This is a genomic window from Mycolicibacterium houstonense, assembly GCF_900078665.2.
GTDB lineage: Bacteria > Actinomycetota > Actinomycetes > Mycobacteriales > Mycobacteriaceae > Mycobacterium > Mycobacterium houstonense.
Genome location: NZ_LT546207.1, coordinates 2,733,392 through 2,752,239, shown reverse-complemented (window position 1 = coordinate 2,752,239; position 18,848 = coordinate 2,733,392). Strand labels below are relative to the sequence as shown.

The window sequence follows — 18,848 nt, the reverse complement described above, 5'->3', positions numbered from 1 at the left end:
GATGCCCCTTGGAGATCAACCCGCCTGACGGGTTGACCACCCAGCGACCGCCGTAGGTGGTGTCGTTGTTGTCGATCAGCCGCGGCGCCTCACCCTCGCCGCACAGGCCGAGGGCCTCGTACAGCAGCAGTTCGTTGGCGGAGAAGCAGTCGTGCAGCTCGATGACCTGGAAGTCCTCGGGGCCCAGGCCGGACTGCGCGTAAACCTGCTGTGCGGCTTGCACATTCATGTCGTAGCCGATGATGTTGGCCGCGCTGCCGTCGAAGGTCGAGGTGAAGTCGGTGGTCATCGCCTGCCCGACGATCTCGACGGCCCGACCGGCCAGGCCGTGCTTGTCGACGAACGCCTCGCTGGCCACGATCGCCGCGCCCGACCCGTCCGAGGTGGGGGAGCACTGCAGCTTGGTCAGCGGATCGGAGATCATCTTGGCGGCCAGGATGTCGTCGAGGGTGTACTCGTCCTGGAACTGCGCATACGGGTTGTTCACCGAGTGCTTGTGGTTCTTGTAGCCGATCTTCGCGAAGTGTTCGGCCGTGGTGCCGTACTTCTTCATGTGCTCGCGGCCGGCCGCACCGAACATCCACGGCGCGACGGGGAAGGCGAACTCATCGATCTCGGCCAGTGCCTTGACGTGTTTGCCGAGCGGGGATTCGCGGTCCTGGGCGCCCGCCTGAAGCGAGCCGGGCTGCATCTTCTCGAAGCCCAGCGCGATCGTGCAATCCGCGAGCCCGCCGCGAATGGCTTGTGCGGCAAGGTAAAGCGCGGTCGAACCGGTGGAACAGTTGTTGTTGACGTTGACGATCGGGATGCCGGTCATGCCGAGCTCGTAGAGCGCACGCTGCCCCGACGTGGAGTCACCCGAGCAGTACCCGACGTAGCCCTGCTGCACCTGGTCGTAGGAGATGCCGGCATCCTCGAGCGCCTTGGTGCCCGACTCACGCGCCATGTCCGGGTAGTCCCAGCCTTCGCGACGCCCGGGTTTCTCGAATTTCGTCATCCCGACACCGACGACGAACACTTTGTTAGCCATGCAACGGAACATACTTCATCGGGAAACCGGGTCAATCGTCTTCAACTGGAGTTGACGCAGCCGCACCGCCAAGGCCGCAGCGGCCAGCAACGAGAACACCCCGAGCTGCCACCAGTCGGACGGATTGCCGCCGTCGCGGTCGAGGAAGTGGTTGACCGCATGCAGCGTGTTGGCCACCAGGAACCCCGTCAGCACCACGGCGATGACGTCGCGCCACCACAGCGCGAACAGCATCGTCACCGCGATGCCGATCTGGAACACGCCGGCGTCGTGCAGGAAGTGCACGTGATTGGGCCAGTTGGCCCACCGCGCGAACGATGCGGGGTCGATACGCATCCACACTCCGGTCACCAGCATGCTCAGCGACGCCACCACCACGACGATCTGGACGAATCTCATCTGCATACCGATCAGACGGCGCAGCCCGCCCGGATGTGACAGTCACGTTCGGCTCGGCTGCCTCGTCAACCCGGTATGACCATCCTTGCCGACCATTCATTGCTGCTCACGATCCCCGCATTTCTGCCTGCCGTCCTGGTGGTGCTGGTGATCTCGTACCTGGCCCGGAGAGATCGTGCTTCCGCTGACGACGACGGTGGTGTAGACCAGTAGAACGTGTTCTAGTTTCGCCGAGGAGGGGTCTTGACGCTCAAAGTGGTGCAGTGGGCAACCGGCGGAGTCGGCGTCGCCGCCATCAAGGGCGTGCTCGAACATCCCGACCTCGAACTGGCCGGCTGCTGGGTGCATTCCGACGCCAAGAACGGCAAGGACGTCGGTGAGATCATCGGCACCGAACCCATCGGCGTCACCGCCACCAGCAGCGCCGACGAGATCCTGGCGCTGGACGCCGACGCGGTGATCTACGCACCACTGATCCCCAACCCGGACGAGGTGGCTGCGCTGCTGCGCTCGGGAAAGAACGTGATCACGCCGGTCGGTTGGTTGTACCCGAGCGAGAAGCAGGCCGCACCGATGCGGGAAGCCGCGCTGGAAGGCAACGCCACCCTGCACGGCACCGGTATCGCGCCCGGCGGGATCAGCGAGAAGTTCCCGCTGGTCTTCTCGGCGATGGCCACCGGGGTGAACTTCGTTCGCGCCGAAGAGTTTTCCGATCTACGCACGTATGAGGCACCCGATGTGGTGCGCCATGTCATGGGATTCGGGGGTGCCCCGGACACCGCGTTGAGCGGGCCGATGCAGAAGATGCTCGACGGCGGTTTCATCCAGGCCGTCAAGATGGTCGTCGACCACGTGGGCTTCAAGACCGACCCGCGGATCCGCTCGTCGCAGGAGATCGCGGTGGCCACCGCGCCCATCGACTCACCGATCGGCGTGATCGAACCCGGCCAGGTCGCCGGCCGCAAGTTCCAATGGGAGGCCCTCGTCGATGGCGAGCCGGTCGTCCGGGTCACGGTGAACTGGCTGATGGGTGAGGAAAACCTCGACCCCGCATGGACTTTCGGACCGGCCGGGCAGCGGTACGAGATGGAGGTCCGCGGCAACCCGGACTTCACCGTCATCATCAAGGGCTTCCAGTCCGAGGCCGGTGAGGACGGGCCGGAATCCGGCGTCGTCGCCACCGCCGCGCATTGCGTCAACTCGGTGCCCGCGGTGTGCGCGGCCGAACCCGGCGTGGTCACCTACCCGGACCTGCCACTCATCAGCGGGAAGGCCGCTCTCGGCCTGCGGTGACCGTCGGCTTGTGGTCGTGATAGCGCGAGCCGACACTCGGCGCGGAAAATTCAGGGCCGCACCAGGATCCGGATCGGATTGCCCTCCTGGCGTTCCAGCTTCTCGATGCCGTCCGCCACGTCCTCCAGCGAAACCACCTCGCTGATCGACCGGGACAGATCCAGCCGGCCCAGCGACACCAGCGTGGCAAGCGTCGAAATGTCGACGTTCTGGTAGCCGAGGTGGCCGAGCACCTGCTTCTGCGTCAGGCCGAACATCGACGTCGGCCCGATGGTGGGCTCCTGCGCGCTCATGCCGACGGCGACCAAGCGGCCGCCGACGGTCAGCTGGCCCAGCGCCTGCTCGAACGTCGACTTGAGTCCCACCGCATCGAATGCCACATCCAGCCCGCGGCCCCCGGTGACCTCGGCGATCTTCTCGCCGAGTTGCTCGTCACCGGCGTCGAACGCATAGTCCGCACCGACCTCCAACGCCCGGTCCAGCACGTCGGGTTTGATGTCGACCGCCACGATCGGTGCGGCGCCGACCAGCCGGGCCAGTTGGGCGATGTGGGTACCGACCCCGCCGAGACCCCACACCCCGACCGACTCGCCGATGCCGACCTTGCCGGTGCGCACCACCGCGCCGTACGGCGTGGACACCGCATCGGCGAGGATCGCGGCCTGCTCCAGCGGCACATTGTCCGGAACCCGGGTCAGCCCGACCGCCTGCGCCAGCGTGTACTCGGCCCACGCCCCGTCATAGGCGAAGGCCATCAACTGGATTCGCATGCAGTTGGCGATGTCACCACGCCGGCAGTTGGGGCATTCCAGGCATGGGCGGCCCGCCGCGACGATCACCCGGTCGCCCTCGGCCCAGCCGGTGACACCCGGGCCCAGCTTGGCAATGGTGCCCGACGCCTCGTGGCCCTGCGTCACCACCGGGGCCTGTGCCGGGAACGTCCCGTTGATCAGGCTCAGATCGGAATGGCAGATGCCGCAGAACGCGACCTTGACCAGCACCTCGCCCGGTCCCGGCTCGGGGATCGGAACATCCTCCACCACAATTCTTTTGGTGTCGGCGTAGAAGCGTTCTGCCCGCATGGTGCTCGTCATCGCGTTCTCCTCGTCTCACCGGTTACTATCCGCATCATGGCACTTCATCGGGTGCGCTGAGGTCATGTGCCGATTGTTCGGCCTGCACGCCGGCCGCGAACTGGTGACGGCGACCTTCTGGCTGCTCGACGCCCCGGACAACCTCGCCGAGCAGAGCAGGCGCAACCCGGACGGCACCGGCCTGGGCGTGTTCGGCCCGGACGGCGTGGCAGTGCTGCACAAGGAGCCCGTCGCGGCGTGGCAGGACAGCGAATTCGCCACCGAGGCACACGATGTCACCGCGACGACGTTCATCGCGCACGTCCGCTACGCCTCGACCGGAGCGTTGGACACGGCGAACACCCACCCCTTCCTGCAGGACGGCCGGATCTTCGCGCACAACGGAGTGGTCGAGGGCCTGGACCTGCTCGACGAGCGGATCCGCGAGCTGGGTGTGGCTGACCTGGTGGCGGGCCAGACCGACTCCGAACGGGTCTTCGCGCTCATCACCGCGGCGGTTCGGGACCGTGCCGGCGACATCGGTGTGGGCATCGTCGACGCGATCGGCTGGCTCGCCGACAACGTGCCGATCTACGCCGTCAACATCCTGCTCAGCACGGCCACCGACATGTGGGCGCTGCGCTACCCGGACACCCACGAACTGTTTGTGCTCGACCGCACCGTGCCGGCGCAGCGACGGCTGCGGCTGCGCAGCCCGCGAATCCGCGCCGAGTCCGAGCATCTGACCTCTCAGCCGTCGGTGGTGTTCGCCAGCGAGCCGATGGACGGCGAGGACTGGCAGCTGATCGCGCCCGGCGAGCTGGTTCACGTCGCAGCGGATCTGCGGATCGATCGTCGGACGGTTCTCCCGCGACCGCCTCGGCACCTTCTGCAGCACGCGGATCTGAGCGCGCAGGCCGCCGCGTCGCAGCACGTCTAGCGGCCGGCTTCCGGGGCCCTGGCACACTCGGTGTTCGTGACTTCCAAACGTGCACTGGTGCTCGCCGGTGGTGGCATCGCCGGAATCGCCTGGGAAACCGGCATCCTGCAGGGCATCGCCGACGAATCTCCCGAAACCGCTGACGCCCTGCTCGCCTCCGACGTCCTGGTGGGTACCTCGGCGGGGTCGACGGTGTCGGCGCAACTCGGCAGCGGGCTGAGCCTCGAGCAACTGTTCGACCGGCAGATCGGCGCGGAATCGGCCGAGCTGGATCCCGGCGTGAGCATCGACAACGTCACGGACCTGTTCGTCAAGGCGATGCTGAAGCCCAACACCACCAAGGCCCAGAAATTACAGGGCATCGGCGCGGTGGCGCTGACCACCGACACCGTCGACCCTGAGGTGCGGCGCAAGGTGATCGAGGCACGCCTGCCGTCGCACGACTGGCCGGACCGCATCCTGCGGATCTCGGCCATCGACATCGACACCGGCGAGCTGGTGACGCTGGACCGGAACTCGGGGGTCTCGCTGGTCGACGCCGTCGCCGCCAGCTGCGCGGTGCCCGCGGTGTGGCCGGTCGTGACGATCGGCGACCGCCGGTTCATGGACGGTGGCATCGGCAGCGCGGTCAACATGGTCATGGCCGCCGACTGCGACACCGCGGTGGCGCTGGTGCCGCAGGGCCGCTCGACCCCGTCTCCGTTCGGCACCGGGGCGGCCGAGGAGGTGGACGGATTCGGCGGCCGGTCGTTCGGGATCTTCGCCGACGACGACGCCCTGATCGCCTTCGGCAAGAATCCGCTCGACCCGGCCTGCCGGGTTCCCTCGGCCCGGGCCGGGCGGGCGCAGGGACGACGGGTGGCGGCCGAGGTCGCGGCGTTCCTGGCGGGCTGAGTCAGCCGTCAGCTGTCGAGGGCGCGGGCGGTCAATTCCTGCCCGACCTCGATCACCTCGGCGGCACGGTGGAATTCCAGGCTGCGGCACAGCGAGCGGGGAATCTCGATCAGCAGGTCGGGCGGATACGCCGCCAGCGTGTGCCGGGCCAGTGCGGCCTGGGCGATGTCGATGGTGCGGTTCATCACCTCGAAGCTGCCCAGCTTCGGTACGTCGGCCGGCTCCGGCACCTCGGCGTCGTCACCCGGGGCGTCGGGATCGAGGCCGTCGTCGGGTGGCAGTGACGCCCCGAACCGGCTCAGCACCGCCCGCGCGGTGGGCCGGTCCAGCACGGCCCGCACCGACGCCGTGTCCAGCACCGCCGAGGTGCTGCGCATCATGCGGTTGAGCCATTCGGTGGTGGGCCGCCGCTCGGGGTCGCCCGGGGTGGCCGCGGTCCCCGGATCACCGCCGGCCAGGCTGACCGCGACGGTCAGATCGGCGTTGACCGCGGCGATCGGCGCCATGGGCAGCGGGTCGAGGATGCCGCCGTCACCGAGCAGCCGGCCGTTGAGGACGTGCGGGGCGATCACACCGGGGATCGCGATCGACGCCCGGATCGCGGCATCCACCGGGCCGCGTTGCAGCCACACCGACTTGCCGGCGATCAGGTCGGTGGCGACGGCCGTGTAGGGGATCGGCAGCTCCTCGATCGTGGCCTCGCCGATGATGTCGCGGACCGCGTCGAGGATCTTCTCCGCGCGCAGGATGCCCGCCGCGGTGATCGATGGATCCAGCAGCCGCAGCACCGCCCGCTGGGTCAAAGTCCGCGCCCAGTCGGCGAAATCGTCGAGTTTGCCGGCCGCATGCAGCCCGCCGACCAGCGCACCCATCGACGAGCCCGACACCCCGACGACCTCATAACCGCGGTCGCGCAGCTCGTTGATCACCCCGATGTGCGCGTAGCCGCGGGCCCCACCACTGCCGAGCGCCAGAGCAACACGCATGTGTCCATTCTGCGGCATTTCCGGATGACGTTCGCCTTCTCGCCGGCATCTATCGCGCTGCTTCCCGAAGTCTTAGAACATGGTTTGAGACCTGTTGTGCACCCGCCGCGCACCGACGATCCCAATTAACATCAACACGAGGACGTTTCGGCCTGGCCCGCACCGTCGGCCCCGCTCGGTGGCCAGATTTTCGGCTGTCACAGTTGCACAGTCGGCATTCGAAAGATGTGCAGATCGGCACTGCTGGGTCGGTTCCCGAATGCCTAGCGTTCTGGCATCAGGTCAACCAACAACAGGAGAAGGCGTGACCACGATCGAACACACCGAGGCCGCTCTCGCCCGACGACCCCAGTTGGCCACAGCGCCCGCAAGCCCGTTCGACGACGCACGTGCTCAACTGCACGAGGCTGTCACGATTCTCGGTTACGACGATGGCATGTACGAGCTGCTGGCCAACCCGCGGCGTGAGCTCACCGTGGCCGTGCCGCTCCACCGGGATTCCGGTGAGATGGAACTGCTCATCGGACATCGGGTGCAACACAACGTCTCTCGCGGTCCGGCGAAGGGCGGACTGCGCTACGCACCCGATGTGACACTCGACGAAGTGCGTGCCCTGGCGATGTGGATGACGTGGAAGTGCGCCCTGCTCGACGTCCCCTACGGCGGGGCCAAAGGTGGCATCCGCATCGATCCGCGTCGATACAGCCGTTCCGAACTGGAACGGGTCACCCGTCGCTACACCAGTGAGATCAGTCCGCTGATCGGGCCCGACCATGACATCCCCGCGCCGGATGTCGGGACCGACGAGCAAACCATGGCCTGGATGATGGACACCTATTCCGTCCAGAAGGGGCACACCGTGCTCGGAGTCAGCACCGGAAAACCGGTGAGCCTCGGCGGTTCTCTGGGGCGTGCCACGGCGACGTCGCGCGGAGTCGTCCACGTCGCACTGGCGGCGTTGCGGTCTCGAGGCATCCGAGTCGAAGGCGCCACCGCCGCGGTGCAGGGCTTCGGCAAGGTCGGCCGGCACGCTGCGCGATTCCTGGCGGACGCGGGTATGCGCGTGGTCGCCGTGTCCGACCAGTACGGCGCCGTCAGAGCAGATTCCGGCCTCGACATCGCGGCCCTGGCCAATCATGTCGACGCCACCGGATCGGTGATCGACTTTGTCGACGCCGATGCGATCACCAACGAGGACCTGCTCGCGGCAGACGTCGATCTGCTGGTCCCGGCGGCCGTCGAAGGGGTGATCCACGTAGGAAATGCACCACAGATCAAGGCCTCCGTAGTCGTCGAAGGCGCCAACGGTCCCACGACACCGGAGGCCGACCGCCTACTCAACGCGGCTGGGACACTCGTCGTTCCGGACATCCTGGCCAACGCCGGCGGCGTCATCGTGTCGTATTTCGAATGGGTACAGGCCAATCAGGCGTACTGGTGGGGCGCCGACGAAGTCGAGACCCGGCTGGCCGAACGAATGCTGAGCGCCTGGCAACACGTCAGCGCTCATGCCGATAAGTTGCACCTACCGCTTCGTGCCGCCGCGACCTGCCTGGCTGTCGAACGTGTCGCTCAGGCCGGGCAACTGCGCGGGCTCTACCCGTAGCGGTCCGCGCAGACCGGTCGACCGGCAGCGTCTGAGTGATCAAGTGCGACTGTGCGTTTGGTGATCCGGCGGCGATGCCGGCACCTCTGGTGACCGCGTACACCACCAGCGCCGGCCCGCAGCCATTCGCGCTGATACGGAAGGATTCCGGGCACGCGTAGATTCGAAGTATCGCCCACCGCGTAACCATTCGTGGGAGGGTTGGAGCGTGGGTCCGTCAACATTTCTACGGAAGCTCGGTCGCCCCAAGCCCCGCGATGCGATAGCCGGACTGGTCACGGGATTGTTCTCCATCCCGGAGGGCATGGCCTATGCCAGCATCGGCGGCTTCAACCCGGTCACCGGTATCTACGCCGGCATCGTTCCCGGAATCATCGGATCTCTGTTCGCCCGAACGGTGCTGATGGTGACCACCCTGACCAGTGCCATCGCGCTGACGTCGCGCAGTGTGCTCAAGGAGGCCGGGCTCGACCCGCAGGATCCGGCCAACGTCGCCGCCCTGGTGATCGTGGTCGGCGCGGTGATGCTGCTGTTCGGCCTGTTGCGGTTCGGCTCGATCATGAACTTCGTCTCCAACGCCGTGATGACGGGCTTTTCCACGGGTATCGCGCTGCAGATCGTGGCCGGCGTGCTGGGCGACGCCACCGGCTATAAACCCGACAGCGGCAACACAATTGGCAAGTTCATCGACTCGCTGGCCCACATCGGGCTGTGGCATCCGGCGTCCGTCGCGGTGGCCGTTGGCACGGTCGCGGTGTGGGCGGTGTTCCACTTCATCAAGCCACTCGAGTCGTTCGCCACGTTGCTGGCGCTCGTCGTGGTCACGGCGGCGACCGCGGCGTTCAGTATCGACGTCGAGACCGTCGGTGACATCGCCTCGATCGCCAACGCGCTTCCACCGGTGACGGTTCCGAACTTTGCCGCGATGCCCGAACTGATTGTCGGCGGTGTCGCGGTGGCGCTCGTCGCGCTGGCCCAAGCCGCCGGGATCTCTGCCGCGGTACCCAATCCAGATGGCAGCCGCACCAACATGAACGGTGATTTCCTGGCGCAGGGCGCGGCAAACGTGGCCGGTGGCCTGTTCGGTGCACTGCCCGCCGGTGGTTCGCTGTCGCGCACCGGGGTGGCGACCTCGGCGGGTGCCCAGACCCGGTGGGCCGGCATCTTCGCCGGGCTGTGGCTCGCGGGGCTGGGCCTGGTCGCCGGCTCGGCCACCGAGATCATCCCGATGCCGGGGATCGGGGGCTTGATNACCGAGATCATCCCGATGCCGGTGATCGGAGGCTTGATCCTGGTGATCGGAGCCGAGCTGGTGGTCGGCCGGCTGCCGGACATCAAGCTGGTGCTGCGGGTCGCACCGCTGTCGGCGGTGGCCATGCTGGTGACCTTCGCGGCCACCACGCAGCTGCCGCTGCACACCGCGATCGTCAGCGGTGTCATCACCTCGCTGGTGCTCTACTGCGCCAAGGCCGCCGAGGCCGCGCAATTGGTGGCGCTGGAACCGACCGCGGACGGGGGCTGGCACCAAGCCCCGGTGCCCGAGCAGTGCGCCAGCAATGACGTCACCGTCCTGCACTACGCCGGGGTGGGGCTGTTCGCCGAGGTGGCGCGGATCGACGAGACCTGGCCGCGGGCCGAAGGCACCACCAACGCCGTCGTCGTGCTCAGCTTGCGATCGCTGCCCGACGTGCCATCTTCGGTGACGATCAAGGCCCTGCGCCGGTGGGCCGGGCAGTTGGCCGCCAACGACGGCAGGCTGATCGTGGCCGGGGTCAACCCCGGCACCGCAGAGGTGCTGCGCCGCGGCGGTCTCGACGACGTGCTCGGCGACGACGGCATCGTGCCGGCCGCCGACCGGATCTTCGGCGCGCTGGACATCGCCGTCGAGCGCGGCCGTGCCTGGCTGGCCGCCCGGGGCGATCCGGGGGATTTACCGCAGCGTGATTCGAACTAGCTGCAGAGCTCGTCGGCCGCCGCCCGCGCCGCCACGATGACCGCGGCCTGGCGGGCCGGCTCGAGCTTGGCCCACGGCACGTTGTACGTGCCCGGGCCGGGTGCCGCGTCGGGTGCCTGCAGGCTCGCCAGGTATGGCTCGATCTGCGCCTTCAGGTCCCCGCCCTTGGCCTGCATCCAGACCTTCGCGGCGTGACAGGCCTGGAAATACTCCTCTTCCGTGGACTGCGCGTCGGCTCCGACCGCGGTGGTGACGCCGCCGGGGGAGACCGCGACCTCACCCGGTTTGGCCGTCGGCGTCGCCGCCTCGGCGGTCGTGGTGGCCGGTGCGGAGGACTCCGCCGGCTTCCCGGCCTGATCCGTGTCGGCCTCGGTCGAGCATCCGATCAGCAGGCTCAGGCCGGCTGCGGCGACGGCTCCGGCGGTCAGGCGTGCGGTCCACGTGTAACTGCGCATGAAGCCAATCTATGCAACACTGGCCGCCATGACGGAACGGACCGGATCGCAGAGGTGTTGTCGGGCTCGCTAACGCGCCCGTCTGCCCTGTTCCGCCGTCATTCCTGGAGCTTCTCTGATGCTGTCCACCCTTGCGTCCGTTCCTGCCGTCTCCGCGCCCACCCGCCTGCGGCTGCCCGACCTGCTGCACACCACCGACCGCGCCGCCGACGATGTGTTGTCCGGCCGCTACGACCGCCTGCTGCGGGGGCTGCCGACCGACGATCGGTGGTACACCCGGCTGTCCGGTGACGACGAGGTCGAGGTCTGGCTGATCAGCTGGGTGCCCGACAAATCGACCGAACTGCACGACCACGGCGGGTCGCTGGGTGCCCTGACCGTGGTGTCCGGGGAGTTGGCCGAAACACGTTGGGACGGTGAGCTGTTACGGCATCGGCGGCTCACGGCCGGCGATCAGGCCGCCTTCCCGCTCGGATGGGTGCACGACGTGGTCAAGGCGCCTGGGCCGGTCACGGTGACGGGGCCGACGTTGAGCGTGCACGCCTACTCGCCACCGCTGACCGCGATGTCCTACTACGAAGTGACGCCGCAGAACACGTTGCGTCGCAACCGCACCGAACTCACCGACGCACCGGAGGGATAGCGATGAGCCGCATCGACACCGTGCTGGCACAGGCCCGCACCCGCCTGGACCGACTGCCCGCCTCGGACCTGCCCGCCGCNACGTCTACTGGGTGATCCTGTGCTCGGAGGGCTACACCTCCAGCCTGGCCGCCGCCTCGCTGGTGGACCTGGGCCTGCACCGGTCCACCGATGTCGTCGGCGGGTATCACGCGCTGGTGGCCGCCGGTCAGGTCTGAGGTCAGGCGTTCTCGTTGTTGGAGAGCATCGGCCGTAGCTTCGCGGTCATCTCCGGCGTCCATCCCGGTGGCTGCAACACCGCGGCCCAGGCGTTGGCGACATCCTTGACGTAGACGTGGCCGTGCCCGTCGGGTACGTCGACAGCCACCGCCATGTCCGCCGACACCTGCAGGAAGGTCACCACGGGGATCCATTGCATGCGCCCGGACACGTCGTAGCCGCGGGGCTCCTTGAGCCAATCTGGTTCGGCGAACAGCAGATCGGTGTTCCACCACGCGATCGGATCCGACGCGTGTTGCAGGTACACCGCCCGCGGATGGCCCCACGGCGCGTCGGGCCGGTCCAGATTCTCGGCCTTCGCGCTGAACCGGACGTTCTCGCCGTTGTCGTAGATGGGCAACCACTCCGGCGAGCCGGCGTCGCGGTCACGGGTGAGCGTGGTCCAGATCGTGTTCTGGAACGTCGGGCCGGAGAACAGTGCGCCATCGGTGCGGGCAACCAGATTGTTCAGGGCCAGGAACGGGGCCTCACCGCCGAACGATCCGAGGCTCTCGCCGAACACGACGAGCTTGGGGCGCTTGCCTTCTGGACGTTCCCGCACCAACGCGTCGACCGCCTCGAACAGGGCCTGCCCGGCCTGGCGGGCATTCTCCTTGTCCACCAGGAACGACAACCAGCTCGGCAGGAACGAGTACTGCATCGACACGATCGCGGTGTTGCCGTTGTACATGTACTCCAGCGCCGAGGCTTCCGCCTCGTTGATCCAGCCGGTGCCGGTGGTGGTGGCCACGGCGACCACGGCGCGGTCCAGCCCGCCGGTGCGTTCCAGCTCGCGTGCGGCCAGCGCCGCCGTCGCCTTGATGCCGTCGGCGGAGTGCAGGCCGGCATACGCGCGGATCGGTTCGACCGCGGGCTTGCCGCTGAACTGCGAAAGCTGTTGCACGGAAGGCCCGGCCGCGACGAACACCCGGCCCTGATGACCCAGGGATTCCCAGCTGGCCAACGATTCCGGACCGCCTGACCGGCGTATCGACGTCGGCGCCTTGAAATCGGGGTTGTCCTCGTCGTTGACGGCCGAGAACGTGCTGTTGATCTTGTCCATCGCGAACCGCACCACGATGCCGTTGAGCAGGGCGATGCTGAACACCAGCAGCAGTACCACCACAACGACGGCCGAAACCCGCGGCGGGGCAAAGCGATTGAGCTGGCGCACCAGGAACCGCACCAGCCAGCCGACCAACTGCCCGATCTCGACGAAGACGAACAGCACGATGATCGACAGCACGGCCGTGAGCGGATGGTCCCAGAACGTCAGCCGCGGCACGCCCATGAAGTCGCGGACCTCGTCCTGCCACACGTGGAAGTAGATGATCATCAGGATCTGTCCGACGATCCCGACCACCACCAGCGCCAGCCACGCCCACCTCGGCGCCTTGGGACTGGTTTCCGCCGACCGCATGTAACGCACCAGCCAGACGCCGAAAACGCCGAGGCCGTAGCCGATTGCCCCGGCGCCCCCGCTGACCAGTGCCTGGAACAGCGGGCCGCGCGGCAGCAGTGACGGGGTCAGCGAAAACCAGATGAACACCAGCCCCACCGCGGTTCCGAAGAACGTGTAGTGGCGCACCCACCAGTCCGGTTTGTCCGGCTCGGCCGGGACCCCGGCTTCGGTGGCGTCGGCGGTGCTCTCGGTGTCTTCCACGGGTGTGGTCACCCGTCGACCTTAACGATGGGTGAAGTTCGCGGCGCGCTTCTCGGTGAACGCCGCCATGCCTTCCTTCTGATCGGCGGTCGCGAACGCCGAGTGGAACAGCCGCCGCTCATACAGCAGGCCCTCGGCCAGCGACGATTCGAACGCCCGGTTGACCGCTTCCTTGGCCATCCGTGACGCCGACAGCGACATCCCGGCGATGGTTTCGGCCACGGCCAGCGCCTCGTCGATCAGGGTGTCGGCGGGCACCAGGCGTGACACCAGGCCGGCCCGTTCGGCTTCCTGGGCGTCGATGGTGCGGCCGGTGAGGATCAGGTCCATGGCCTTGGCCTTGCCGATGGCGCGCGTGAGCCGCTGCGAACCGCCCATGCCGGGCAGGACACCCAGCTTGATCTCGGGCTGTCCGAACTTCGCCGAGTCCGCGGCGATCAAGATGTCGCACATCATCGCCAGCTCGCAGCCGCCGCCGAGCGCGTAGCCGGCGACCGCGGCGATCGTCGGGGTGCGGGTGGCGGCGAACTTGGACCACAGCTCGAAGAAGTCGGCCGAGTACACGTCGGCGAACGACAGCTCGGCCATCTCCTTGATGTCGGCACCGGCGGCGAACGCCTTCTCGTTACCGGTGACGATAATCGCGCCGACGCCCGGATCGGCATCGAGTTCGGCTGCGGCCGTGGTCACTTCGGTCATCACCTGGCTGTTGAGCGCGTTGAGCGCCTTGGGCCGGTTCAGCTTGATGGTGGCGACCCGGTCGGTACGGGTCACCAGGATCGTCTCGAACTCGCTCATTTGCTCTCCTCCTGGAACGTCAGATCAGGTTCTGCCGGAACGAAGTACGCCTCGACGTCGGCGGGGCTGACCGCCGCGATCGAAGCCGGGGCCCACTGCGGGTTGCGGTCCTTGTCGACCAGCTGCGCCCGGATGCCCTCGACGAAATCGTGGGACCTCACCGAAGCGCACGAGGTGCGGTACTCCTGGCGCAGCACATCCTCCAGTGTCTCCAGCTTGGCCGCACGGCGCACCGCTTCCAGCGTCACGGACAGGGCGATGGGGGAGCGGGTGGAGATCAAATCGGCTGCCTTCTCGGCTGCGGCTCCATGGCCCCGCAGCGCGGCGATGATGTCGGCGACGGTCTCGCCGGCGTAGCACTCGTCGATCCAGTCGCGCTGCTCGAGCAGCGGGCTGGCGGGCGGCTCGACGGCGTAGGCGGCCAGCGCCTTCTCCACACCGTCGGCGACCACGGCCTCGGCGAAGCCGGCCAGTTGATCGTGCGGCACGTAGTGATCGGCGAAGCCCATCGCGATCGCGTCGGCCCCGGAGAACGGCGCCCCGGTGAGTGCGGCGTGCAACCCGAGCGCGCCCGGGGCCCGAGACAGCAGATAGGTGCCGCCGACGTCGGGAATGAAGCCGATGCCGACCTCCGGCATCGCCATCTTGGTGGTGTCCGTGACCACCCGGACGCTGCCGTGCGCGGCAACTCCGACGCCGCCGCCCATGACGATGCCGTCCATCAGCGCCACATACGGTTTGGGGTAGCGGCCGATGTAGGCGTTGAGGACGTACTCGTCGAACCAGAACCGCCGCGCGTCGGCGCCGCCCGCCTTGGCGCTGTGATAGAGCGCCACCACGTCGCCGCCCGCGCACAGGCCGCGTTCGCCGGCGCCGGTCAGCAGCACGGTGTGGACGGAGTCGTCGCCCGCCCAGGCGTGCAGTGCGTCGGCCATGCCTGCGACCATGGCGTCGTTGAGCGAGTTGATCGCTTTCGGCCGGTTCAGCGTGAGGATCCCGACGCCGTTCCGGACACTTACTAGGACGTCCTCGTTTTCTGTCACGAGTTGCAATCTAGTTCGGGCCCCCAGCAGGGGTGCGCTACGGGTAGGGTTTGCCTCAAGATCAACCTGGAAGTTTCCTGAGAGTCTTTTCGCGTCGACGGGAACCCGCCAGGAACATCGATCGTTGAGCTACTAGTTCGTACTCGAACACATCTCATAGGAGAGGACCGACGGTGCGCGAATCCAGCAACCCGGTATTCCGCAGCCTGCCGAAGCAGCAGGGCGGATACGCACAATTTGGTACCGGAGCCGCCGGCTTCGGTGCACAGCAGGTGCATGCGCAGCCCTACGCGCAGGAGTACCTGGAGCAGCCGCAGACCGGCGTCTCACGTCCGCTGACGATCGATGACGTCGTCACCAAGACCGGCATCACGTTGGCCGTGCTCTCGGCCGTCGCGGTGGTGTCCTACTTCCTGGTGTCCGGCAGCATCACCACCCTGGCTGATGGCACGGTTACGAGCCTCGGCCTTGCGACGCCGTTCGCCCTGATCGGCGGCCTGGGTGGCCTGGTGCTGGTTCTGATCGCCACCTTCGGCCGCAAGCAGGACAACCCGGCGATCGTGCTGAGCTACGCGGCGCTGGAGGGCCTGTTCCTCGGTGCGGTGTCGTTCATCATCGCCAACGTTGCCTCGGTCGGCGGCGTCGGCATGATCGCGCAGGCGATCGTCGGCACCATGGGCGTGTTCTTCGGCATGCTGGTGGTCTACAAGACCGGTGCCATCCGTGTGACGCCGAAGTTCACCCGCATGATCGTCGCCGGCCTGTTCGGTGTCGTCGCGCTGATGTTGCTCAACTTCGTGTTGGCCATCTTCGGCGTGGGTGGCGGTGCCGGCCTGGGTCTGCGTGACGGCGGCATGCTGGCGATCGGCTTCTCGCTGCTGTGCATCGGCCTGGCCGCGTTCAGCTTCCTGATCGACTTCGACGCTGCCGACCAGATGGTCCGTGCCGGTGCTCCGGAGAAGGCCGCTTGGGGCATCGCCCTTGGCCTGACCGTCACCCTGGTCTGGCTGTACATCGAGATCCTCCGGTTGCTGTCGTACTTCAACAACGACTAGCAACCCTGCCCCGAGAAAGGCGTCCGCGATTGCGGGCGCCTTTTTCTTATGGGTTGGCGCTTGCGCCGAGTCTGCGGTGAGTGCGCCGAGTCTGCGCTGAGGGCGCGGAATTGCGTGCTTTCGCGATCTGCGCGCAGGCTCGAAGATCAGCACACAGCGTCGAATTCATCCACAGCTGTTGTTCCCGGAGACGTTCGCGGACGGCAGCTGTCGGAGATGCCTCGCAATGTCGGCAGCGTGACCATCTTCGACATGCCGTTCATCGGCTCAGAAGCGGTGCGGGACGGTGTGATCCGCAAGCATCAGTTGCGCGCCAACTTCCGCGCGATATTGCCCGATGTCTATGTGGCGCGGGACTACCACCCCACACTGGCCGATCGGGCCCGGGCGGCGTGGCTGTGGTCGCACCGCCAGGGAGTCCTGGCCGGTCTCACCGCGGCGGCTCTGCACGGGGCGAAGTGGGTCGACGATTCCGCACCCATCGAGTTGATCTGGACCAATGCCAGGAGTCCGCGCGGCGTGCGGACATCCGCGATGCGGTTGCAGCCGAACGAGATCGCACAGGTCGGCGAGCTCCCCGTGACGACGCCGGAGCGGACGGCCTTCGACATCGGCCGCACATCAGGGGTCGGTCGCGCGGTGGCTCGGCTCGATTCCCTCACAAGGGCAACGGGATTGAAGGTCTGTGATGTCGAAGCAGTGGCTGCGCGGCATCGCGGAGCCCGCGGACTGCGTCAACTCGAGAGGGTGCTTCCCATGGTTGATGCCGGGTCGCAATCGCCGAAGGAGACCTGGCTGCGCCTGCTCCTCGTCGAGGATGGTCTGCCGCGCCCGCAGACTCAGATCTCGGTGCTGGGGCCAACCGGATATCCGTTCGCCTACCTCGATATGGGCTGGACCGAGTGGATGGTCGCGGTGGAGTACGACGGGGACCAACATCGCACTGATCGCACGCAGTATGTGAAGGACATCCGCCGGACAGCCGAGCTGGAGCGGATGGGCTGGATCATCGTCAGGGTGGTGGCCGAAGACCGACCGGCCGAGATTCTGCGACGGGTCCGAACAGCAATCGCCGATGGGCAATCGACGCTGCGCTGAGAGCAGCGAGTCTGCGTACAGATCGCGAAATCGGGTGAAATCCCGATCTGTACGCAGACTCGGCGAAAAGCGAACTAGCTCAGGCGCTCCACAACCATCGCCATACCCTGGCCGCCACCGACGCACATGGTCTCGATGCCGAAGGTCTTGTCGTGGGTCTGCAGGTTGTTCAGCAGCGTGGCGGTGATGCGGGCACCGGTCATGCCGAACGGGTGGCCCAGGGCGATCGCGCCGCCGGAGACGTTCAGCTTGTCCTCGTCCATGCCGAGCGCGCGGGCCGAGCCGAGCACCTGCACTGCGAACGCCTCGTTGATCTCGTAGAGGTCGATGTCATCGATGGTCATCTTGGCGTTGGCCAGCGCCTGCTTGACGGCCTCGATCGGGCCCAGACCCATGATCTCGGGCGACAGCCCGGACACACCGGTCGACACCACGCGGGCCAGCGGGGTCAGGCCCAGCTCCTTGGCCCGCACATCGCTCATCACCACGAGCGCGGCGGCGCCGTCGTTCAGCGGGCAGGCGTTGCCTGCGGTGATGGTGCCGTTGGGCCGGAACACCGGCTTGAGCTGGCTGATCTTCTCGTAGGTGGTGCCGGGGCGCGGGCCGTCGTCGGTGGACACCACGGTGCCGTCGGGCAGGGTCACCGGCGTGATCTCGCGCTCGAAGAAGCCGCTCTTGATCGCTTCCTCGGCCCGGTTTTGCGACCGCACACCCCAGTGGTCCTGGTCCTCACGGCTGATGCCGGTGTGCAGCACGACGTTTTCGGCGGTCTGGCCCATGGCGATGTAGACGTCGGGCAGCAGGCCGTCCTCGCGCGGGTCATGCCACTCGTCGGCGCCCTCGGCGGCCTTGGCGGAGCGGGCCATCGCATCGGCGTACAGCGGGTTCTTGGTGTCGGGCCAGCCGTCGGCGTTGCCGCTGGCGAAGTTCGACACGGTCTCCACGCCCGCGGAGATGAACGCGTGGCCCTCGCCGGCCTTGATCGCGTGGAAGGCCATCCGGGTGCTCTGCAACGACGACGAGCAGTAGCGGTTGACGGTGGTGCCCGGCAGGAAGTCGTAGCCCAGCTGCACGGCCACGGTGCGGCCGATGTTGAAGCCGGCCATACCGCCGGGCTGGCCACAACCCATGATCAGGTCGTCGATGTCGCGCGGATCCAGGGCGGGCACCTTGTCCAGGACGGCCTTGACCATCTGGGCGGCCAGATCGTCGGGGCGCATGCTGACCAGGGACCCCTTACCGGCCCGGCCGATCGGCGAACGGGCAGTGGCGACGATGACGGCTTCGGGCATGACAGGCTCCTGCTGATCGAATGGCTTGAAAACTCAGCTGTGAAACTATCCCGCGGACACCACGACGGGAGCGGGGACCCCGGTGGAGCGGTGCCACAGCCTGGTCACACCGCCCAGCCGGCTCAGCAACGAGTTGTCGTCCGCGGACCCCGTTTCGAGGGCCTCGTCGCCGTCCCACTCGCCGAGCGCACCGCACAGTGCCGGCAACAACTGCTTGGCCGCGAGTGCATAGCCCGCCGCCGACGGATGGAACATGTCGTCGGAAAACAGCAGCTCAGGTGCCTTGTAGAAGTCCGGGGCCAGCAGGTCCGAGAAGGGCACCGGCACGCCGCCCGCGCCCCGTACGGCACCGGCCTGGGCGCGGGCGAG

Annotated in this window: 18 protein-coding genes and 2 pseudogenes; 10 read left to right on the top strand and 10 right to left on the bottom strand. The window is 67.4% G+C overall.

The annotated features are described in order from the left end of the window. Both BN4332_RS13850 and BN4332_RS13845 read right to left on the bottom strand, forming a co-directional pair. Nucleotides 1-1,030, bottom strand: a 1,030-nt coding sequence (locus BN4332_RS13850) for a lipid-transfer protein (protein WP_066898963.1), incomplete at its 3' end; no start/stop codon positions are given. Between the two features lie 15 nt (nt 1,031-1,045). Beyond that, entirely contained in the window at nt 1,046-1,429 is a 384-nt protein-coding gene (locus BN4332_RS13845; protein ID WP_235654086.1) for a hypothetical protein, read from the bottom strand. Nucleotides 1,430-1,504: 75 nt separating this feature from the next. On the opposite strand from BN4332_RS13845, the gene BN4332_RS33695 reads away from it, so the two are divergent. Both BN4332_RS33695 and BN4332_RS13835 read left to right on the top strand, forming a co-directional pair. Further along, nucleotides 1,505-1,642 carry an F-box protein gene (locus tag BN4332_RS33695; RefSeq protein WP_096866897.1) on the top strand — a complete coding sequence of 46 codons (138 nt, stop codon included), beginning with the start codon at nt 1,505-1,507 and terminating at the stop codon, nt 1,640-1,642. A gap of 30 nt (nt 1,643-1,672) precedes the next feature. Beyond that, entirely contained in the window at nt 1,673-2,722 is a 1,050-nt protein-coding gene (locus BN4332_RS13835; RefSeq protein WP_066898961.1) for an NAD(P)H-dependent amine dehydrogenase family protein, read from the top strand. Nucleotides 2,723-2,772: 50 nt separating this feature from the next. On the opposite strand, the gene BN4332_RS13830 is transcribed toward BN4332_RS13835, so the two are convergent. Further along, a complete protein-coding gene (locus tag BN4332_RS13830; RefSeq protein WP_066898960.1) occupies nt 2,773-3,816 on the bottom strand; it encodes a zinc-binding dehydrogenase in 1,044 nt (347 codons plus the stop codon). Between the two features lie 64 nt (nt 3,817-3,880). On the opposite strand from BN4332_RS13830, the gene BN4332_RS13825 reads away from it, so the two are divergent. Together BN4332_RS13825 and BN4332_RS13820 are read left to right on the top strand one after the other, a co-directional pair. Further along, entirely contained in the window at nt 3,881-4,735 is an 855-nt protein-coding gene (locus BN4332_RS13825) for a class II glutamine amidotransferase (protein ID WP_066898959.1), read from the top strand. 36 nt (nt 4,736-4,771) lie between these two features. Next, complete coding sequence (locus tag BN4332_RS13820) at nt 4,772-5,629, top strand: patatin-like phospholipase family protein (protein WP_066898967.1); 858 nt, start codon at nt 4,772-4,774, stop codon at nt 5,627-5,629. 8 nt (nt 5,630-5,637) lie between these two features. Here the strand turns inward: BN4332_RS13820 and BN4332_RS13815 are convergent, their stop codons facing one another. Next, on the bottom strand, nt 5,638-6,633 hold the full coding sequence (locus tag BN4332_RS13815; RefSeq protein WP_066898958.1) for a patatin-like phospholipase family protein: 996 nt from the start codon (nt 6,631-6,633) through the stop codon (nt 5,638-5,640). Nucleotides 6,634-6,919: 286 nt separating this feature from the next. Between BN4332_RS13815 and BN4332_RS13810 the strand changes: the two genes are divergently transcribed. Both BN4332_RS13810 and BN4332_RS13805 read left to right on the top strand, forming a co-directional pair. After that, complete coding sequence (locus tag BN4332_RS13810; RefSeq protein WP_084459270.1) at nt 6,920-8,221, top strand: Glu/Leu/Phe/Val family dehydrogenase; 1,302 nt, start codon at nt 6,920-6,922, stop codon at nt 8,219-8,221. A 208-nt stretch (nt 8,222-8,429) separates the two neighbouring features. Continuing rightward, on the top strand, nt 8,430-10,175 hold the full coding sequence (locus BN4332_RS13805; protein ID WP_066898957.1) for a SulP family inorganic anion transporter: 1,746 nt from the start codon (nt 8,430-8,432) through the stop codon (nt 10,173-10,175). Here BN4332_RS13805 and lpqV read toward each other — a convergent pair. Continuing rightward, the gene (gene lpqV, locus BN4332_RS13800) at nt 10,172-10,630 is read right to left on the bottom strand and encodes a lipoprotein LpqV (protein ID WP_066898956.1); all 459 of its coding nucleotides are present in this window, start codon (nt 10,628-10,630) and stop codon (nt 10,172-10,174) included. The two genes, BN4332_RS13805 and lpqV, sit on opposite strands and share 4 nt — an antisense overlap. Before the next feature lie 118 nt (nt 10,631-10,748). Here lpqV and BN4332_RS13795 point away from each other — a divergent pair, with 118 nt between their 5' ends. Next, nucleotides 10,749-11,273 (top strand): cysteine dioxygenase, encoded by a 525-nt coding sequence (locus BN4332_RS13795; protein WP_066898955.1) that lies wholly within the window; start codon nt 10,749-10,751, stop codon nt 11,271-11,273. 82 nt (nt 11,274-11,355) lie between these two features. After that, a pseudogene (locus BN4332_RS34365) lies at nt 11,356-11,490 on the top strand (rhodanese-like domain-containing protein); the annotation flags it as partial. Nucleotides 11,491-11,492: 2 nt separating this feature from the next. On the opposite strand, the gene BN4332_RS13785 reads toward BN4332_RS34365, so the two are convergent. The 3 genes from BN4332_RS13785 to BN4332_RS13775 are packed head-to-tail and all read right to left on the bottom strand — an operon-like array spanning nt 11,493 to nt 15,034. Further along, nucleotides 11,493-13,193 carry an alpha/beta hydrolase gene (locus BN4332_RS13785; protein WP_066898965.1) on the bottom strand — a complete coding sequence of 567 codons (1,701 nt, stop codon included), beginning with the start codon at nt 13,191-13,193 and terminating at the stop codon, nt 11,493-11,495. A 21-nt stretch (nt 13,194-13,214) separates the two neighbouring features. Continuing rightward, entirely contained in the window at nt 13,215-13,991 is a 777-nt protein-coding gene (locus tag BN4332_RS13780) for an enoyl-CoA hydratase (protein WP_066898954.1), read from the bottom strand. After that, nucleotides 13,988-15,034: an enoyl-CoA hydratase/isomerase family protein gene (locus BN4332_RS13775; protein ID WP_066898953.1), complete on the bottom strand. Its 1,047-nt coding sequence runs from the start codon at nt 15,032-15,034 to the stop codon at nt 13,988-13,990. The genes BN4332_RS13780 and BN4332_RS13775 overlap by 4 nt, the downstream gene beginning before the upstream one ends. Before the next feature lie 173 nt (nt 15,035-15,207). Here BN4332_RS13775 and BN4332_RS13770 point away from each other — a divergent pair, with 173 nt between their 5' ends. Together BN4332_RS13770 and BN4332_RS13765 are read left to right on the top strand one after the other, a co-directional pair. Further along, a complete protein-coding gene (locus BN4332_RS13770) occupies nt 15,208-16,089 on the top strand; it encodes a Bax inhibitor-1/YccA family protein (RefSeq protein ID WP_066898952.1) in 882 nt (293 codons plus the stop codon). Between the two features lie 252 nt (nt 16,090-16,341). Continuing rightward, a complete protein-coding gene (locus BN4332_RS13765; RefSeq protein ID WP_066898964.1) occupies nt 16,342-17,187 on the top strand; it encodes a DUF559 domain-containing protein in 846 nt (281 codons plus the stop codon). Between the two features lie 74 nt (nt 17,188-17,261). Here BN4332_RS13765 and BN4332_RS13760 read toward each other — a convergent pair whose 3' ends face one another. After that, nucleotides 17,262-18,479: an acetyl-CoA C-acetyltransferase gene (locus BN4332_RS13760; protein WP_066898951.1), complete on the bottom strand. Its 1,218-nt coding sequence runs from the start codon at nt 18,477-18,479 to the stop codon at nt 17,262-17,264. A gap of 45 nt (nt 18,480-18,524) precedes the next feature. Beyond that, nucleotides 18,525-18,848 (bottom strand): annotated as a pseudogene (locus tag BN4332_RS34360) (SGNH/GDSL hydrolase family protein); the annotation flags it as partial.

Excerpts from the sequence above, each read along its gene's own strand:
- BN4332_RS13845 (WP_235654086.1), bottom strand. The coding sequence starts at position 1,429 with ATGAGATTCGTCCAGATCGTCGTGGTGGTGGCGTCGCTGAGCATGCTG.
- BN4332_RS33695 (WP_096866897.1), top strand. The coding sequence starts at position 1,505 with ATGACCATCCTTGCCGACCATTCATTGCTGCTCACGATCCCCGCATTT.
- BN4332_RS13830 (WP_066898960.1), bottom strand. The coding sequence starts at position 3,816 with ATGACGAGCACCATGCGGGCAGAACGCTTCTACGCCGACACCAAAAGA.
- BN4332_RS13825 (WP_066898959.1), top strand. The coding sequence starts at position 3,881 with ATGTGCCGATTGTTCGGCCTGCACGCCGGCCGCGAACTGGTGACGGCG.
- BN4332_RS13815 (WP_066898958.1), bottom strand. The coding sequence starts at position 6,633 with ATGCCGCAGAATGGACACATGCGTGTTGCTCTGGCGCTCGGCAGTGGT.
- lpqV (WP_066898956.1), bottom strand. The coding sequence starts at position 10,630 with ATGCGCAGTTACACGTGGACCGCACGCCTGACCGCCGGAGCCGTCGCC.
- BN4332_RS13795 (WP_066898955.1), top strand. The coding sequence starts at position 10,749 with ATGCTGTCCACCCTTGCGTCCGTTCCTGCCGTCTCCGCGCCCACCCGC.
- BN4332_RS13780 (WP_066898954.1), bottom strand. The coding sequence starts at position 13,991 with ATGAGCGAGTTCGAGACGATCCTGGTGACCCGTACCGACCGGGTCGCC.
- BN4332_RS13765 (WP_066898964.1), top strand. The coding sequence starts at position 16,342 with ATGCCGTTCATCGGCTCAGAAGCGGTGCGGGACGGTGTGATCCGCAAG.
- BN4332_RS13760 (WP_066898951.1), bottom strand. The coding sequence starts at position 18,479 with ATGCCCGAAGCCGTCATCGTCGCCACTGCCCGTTCGCCGATCGGCCGG.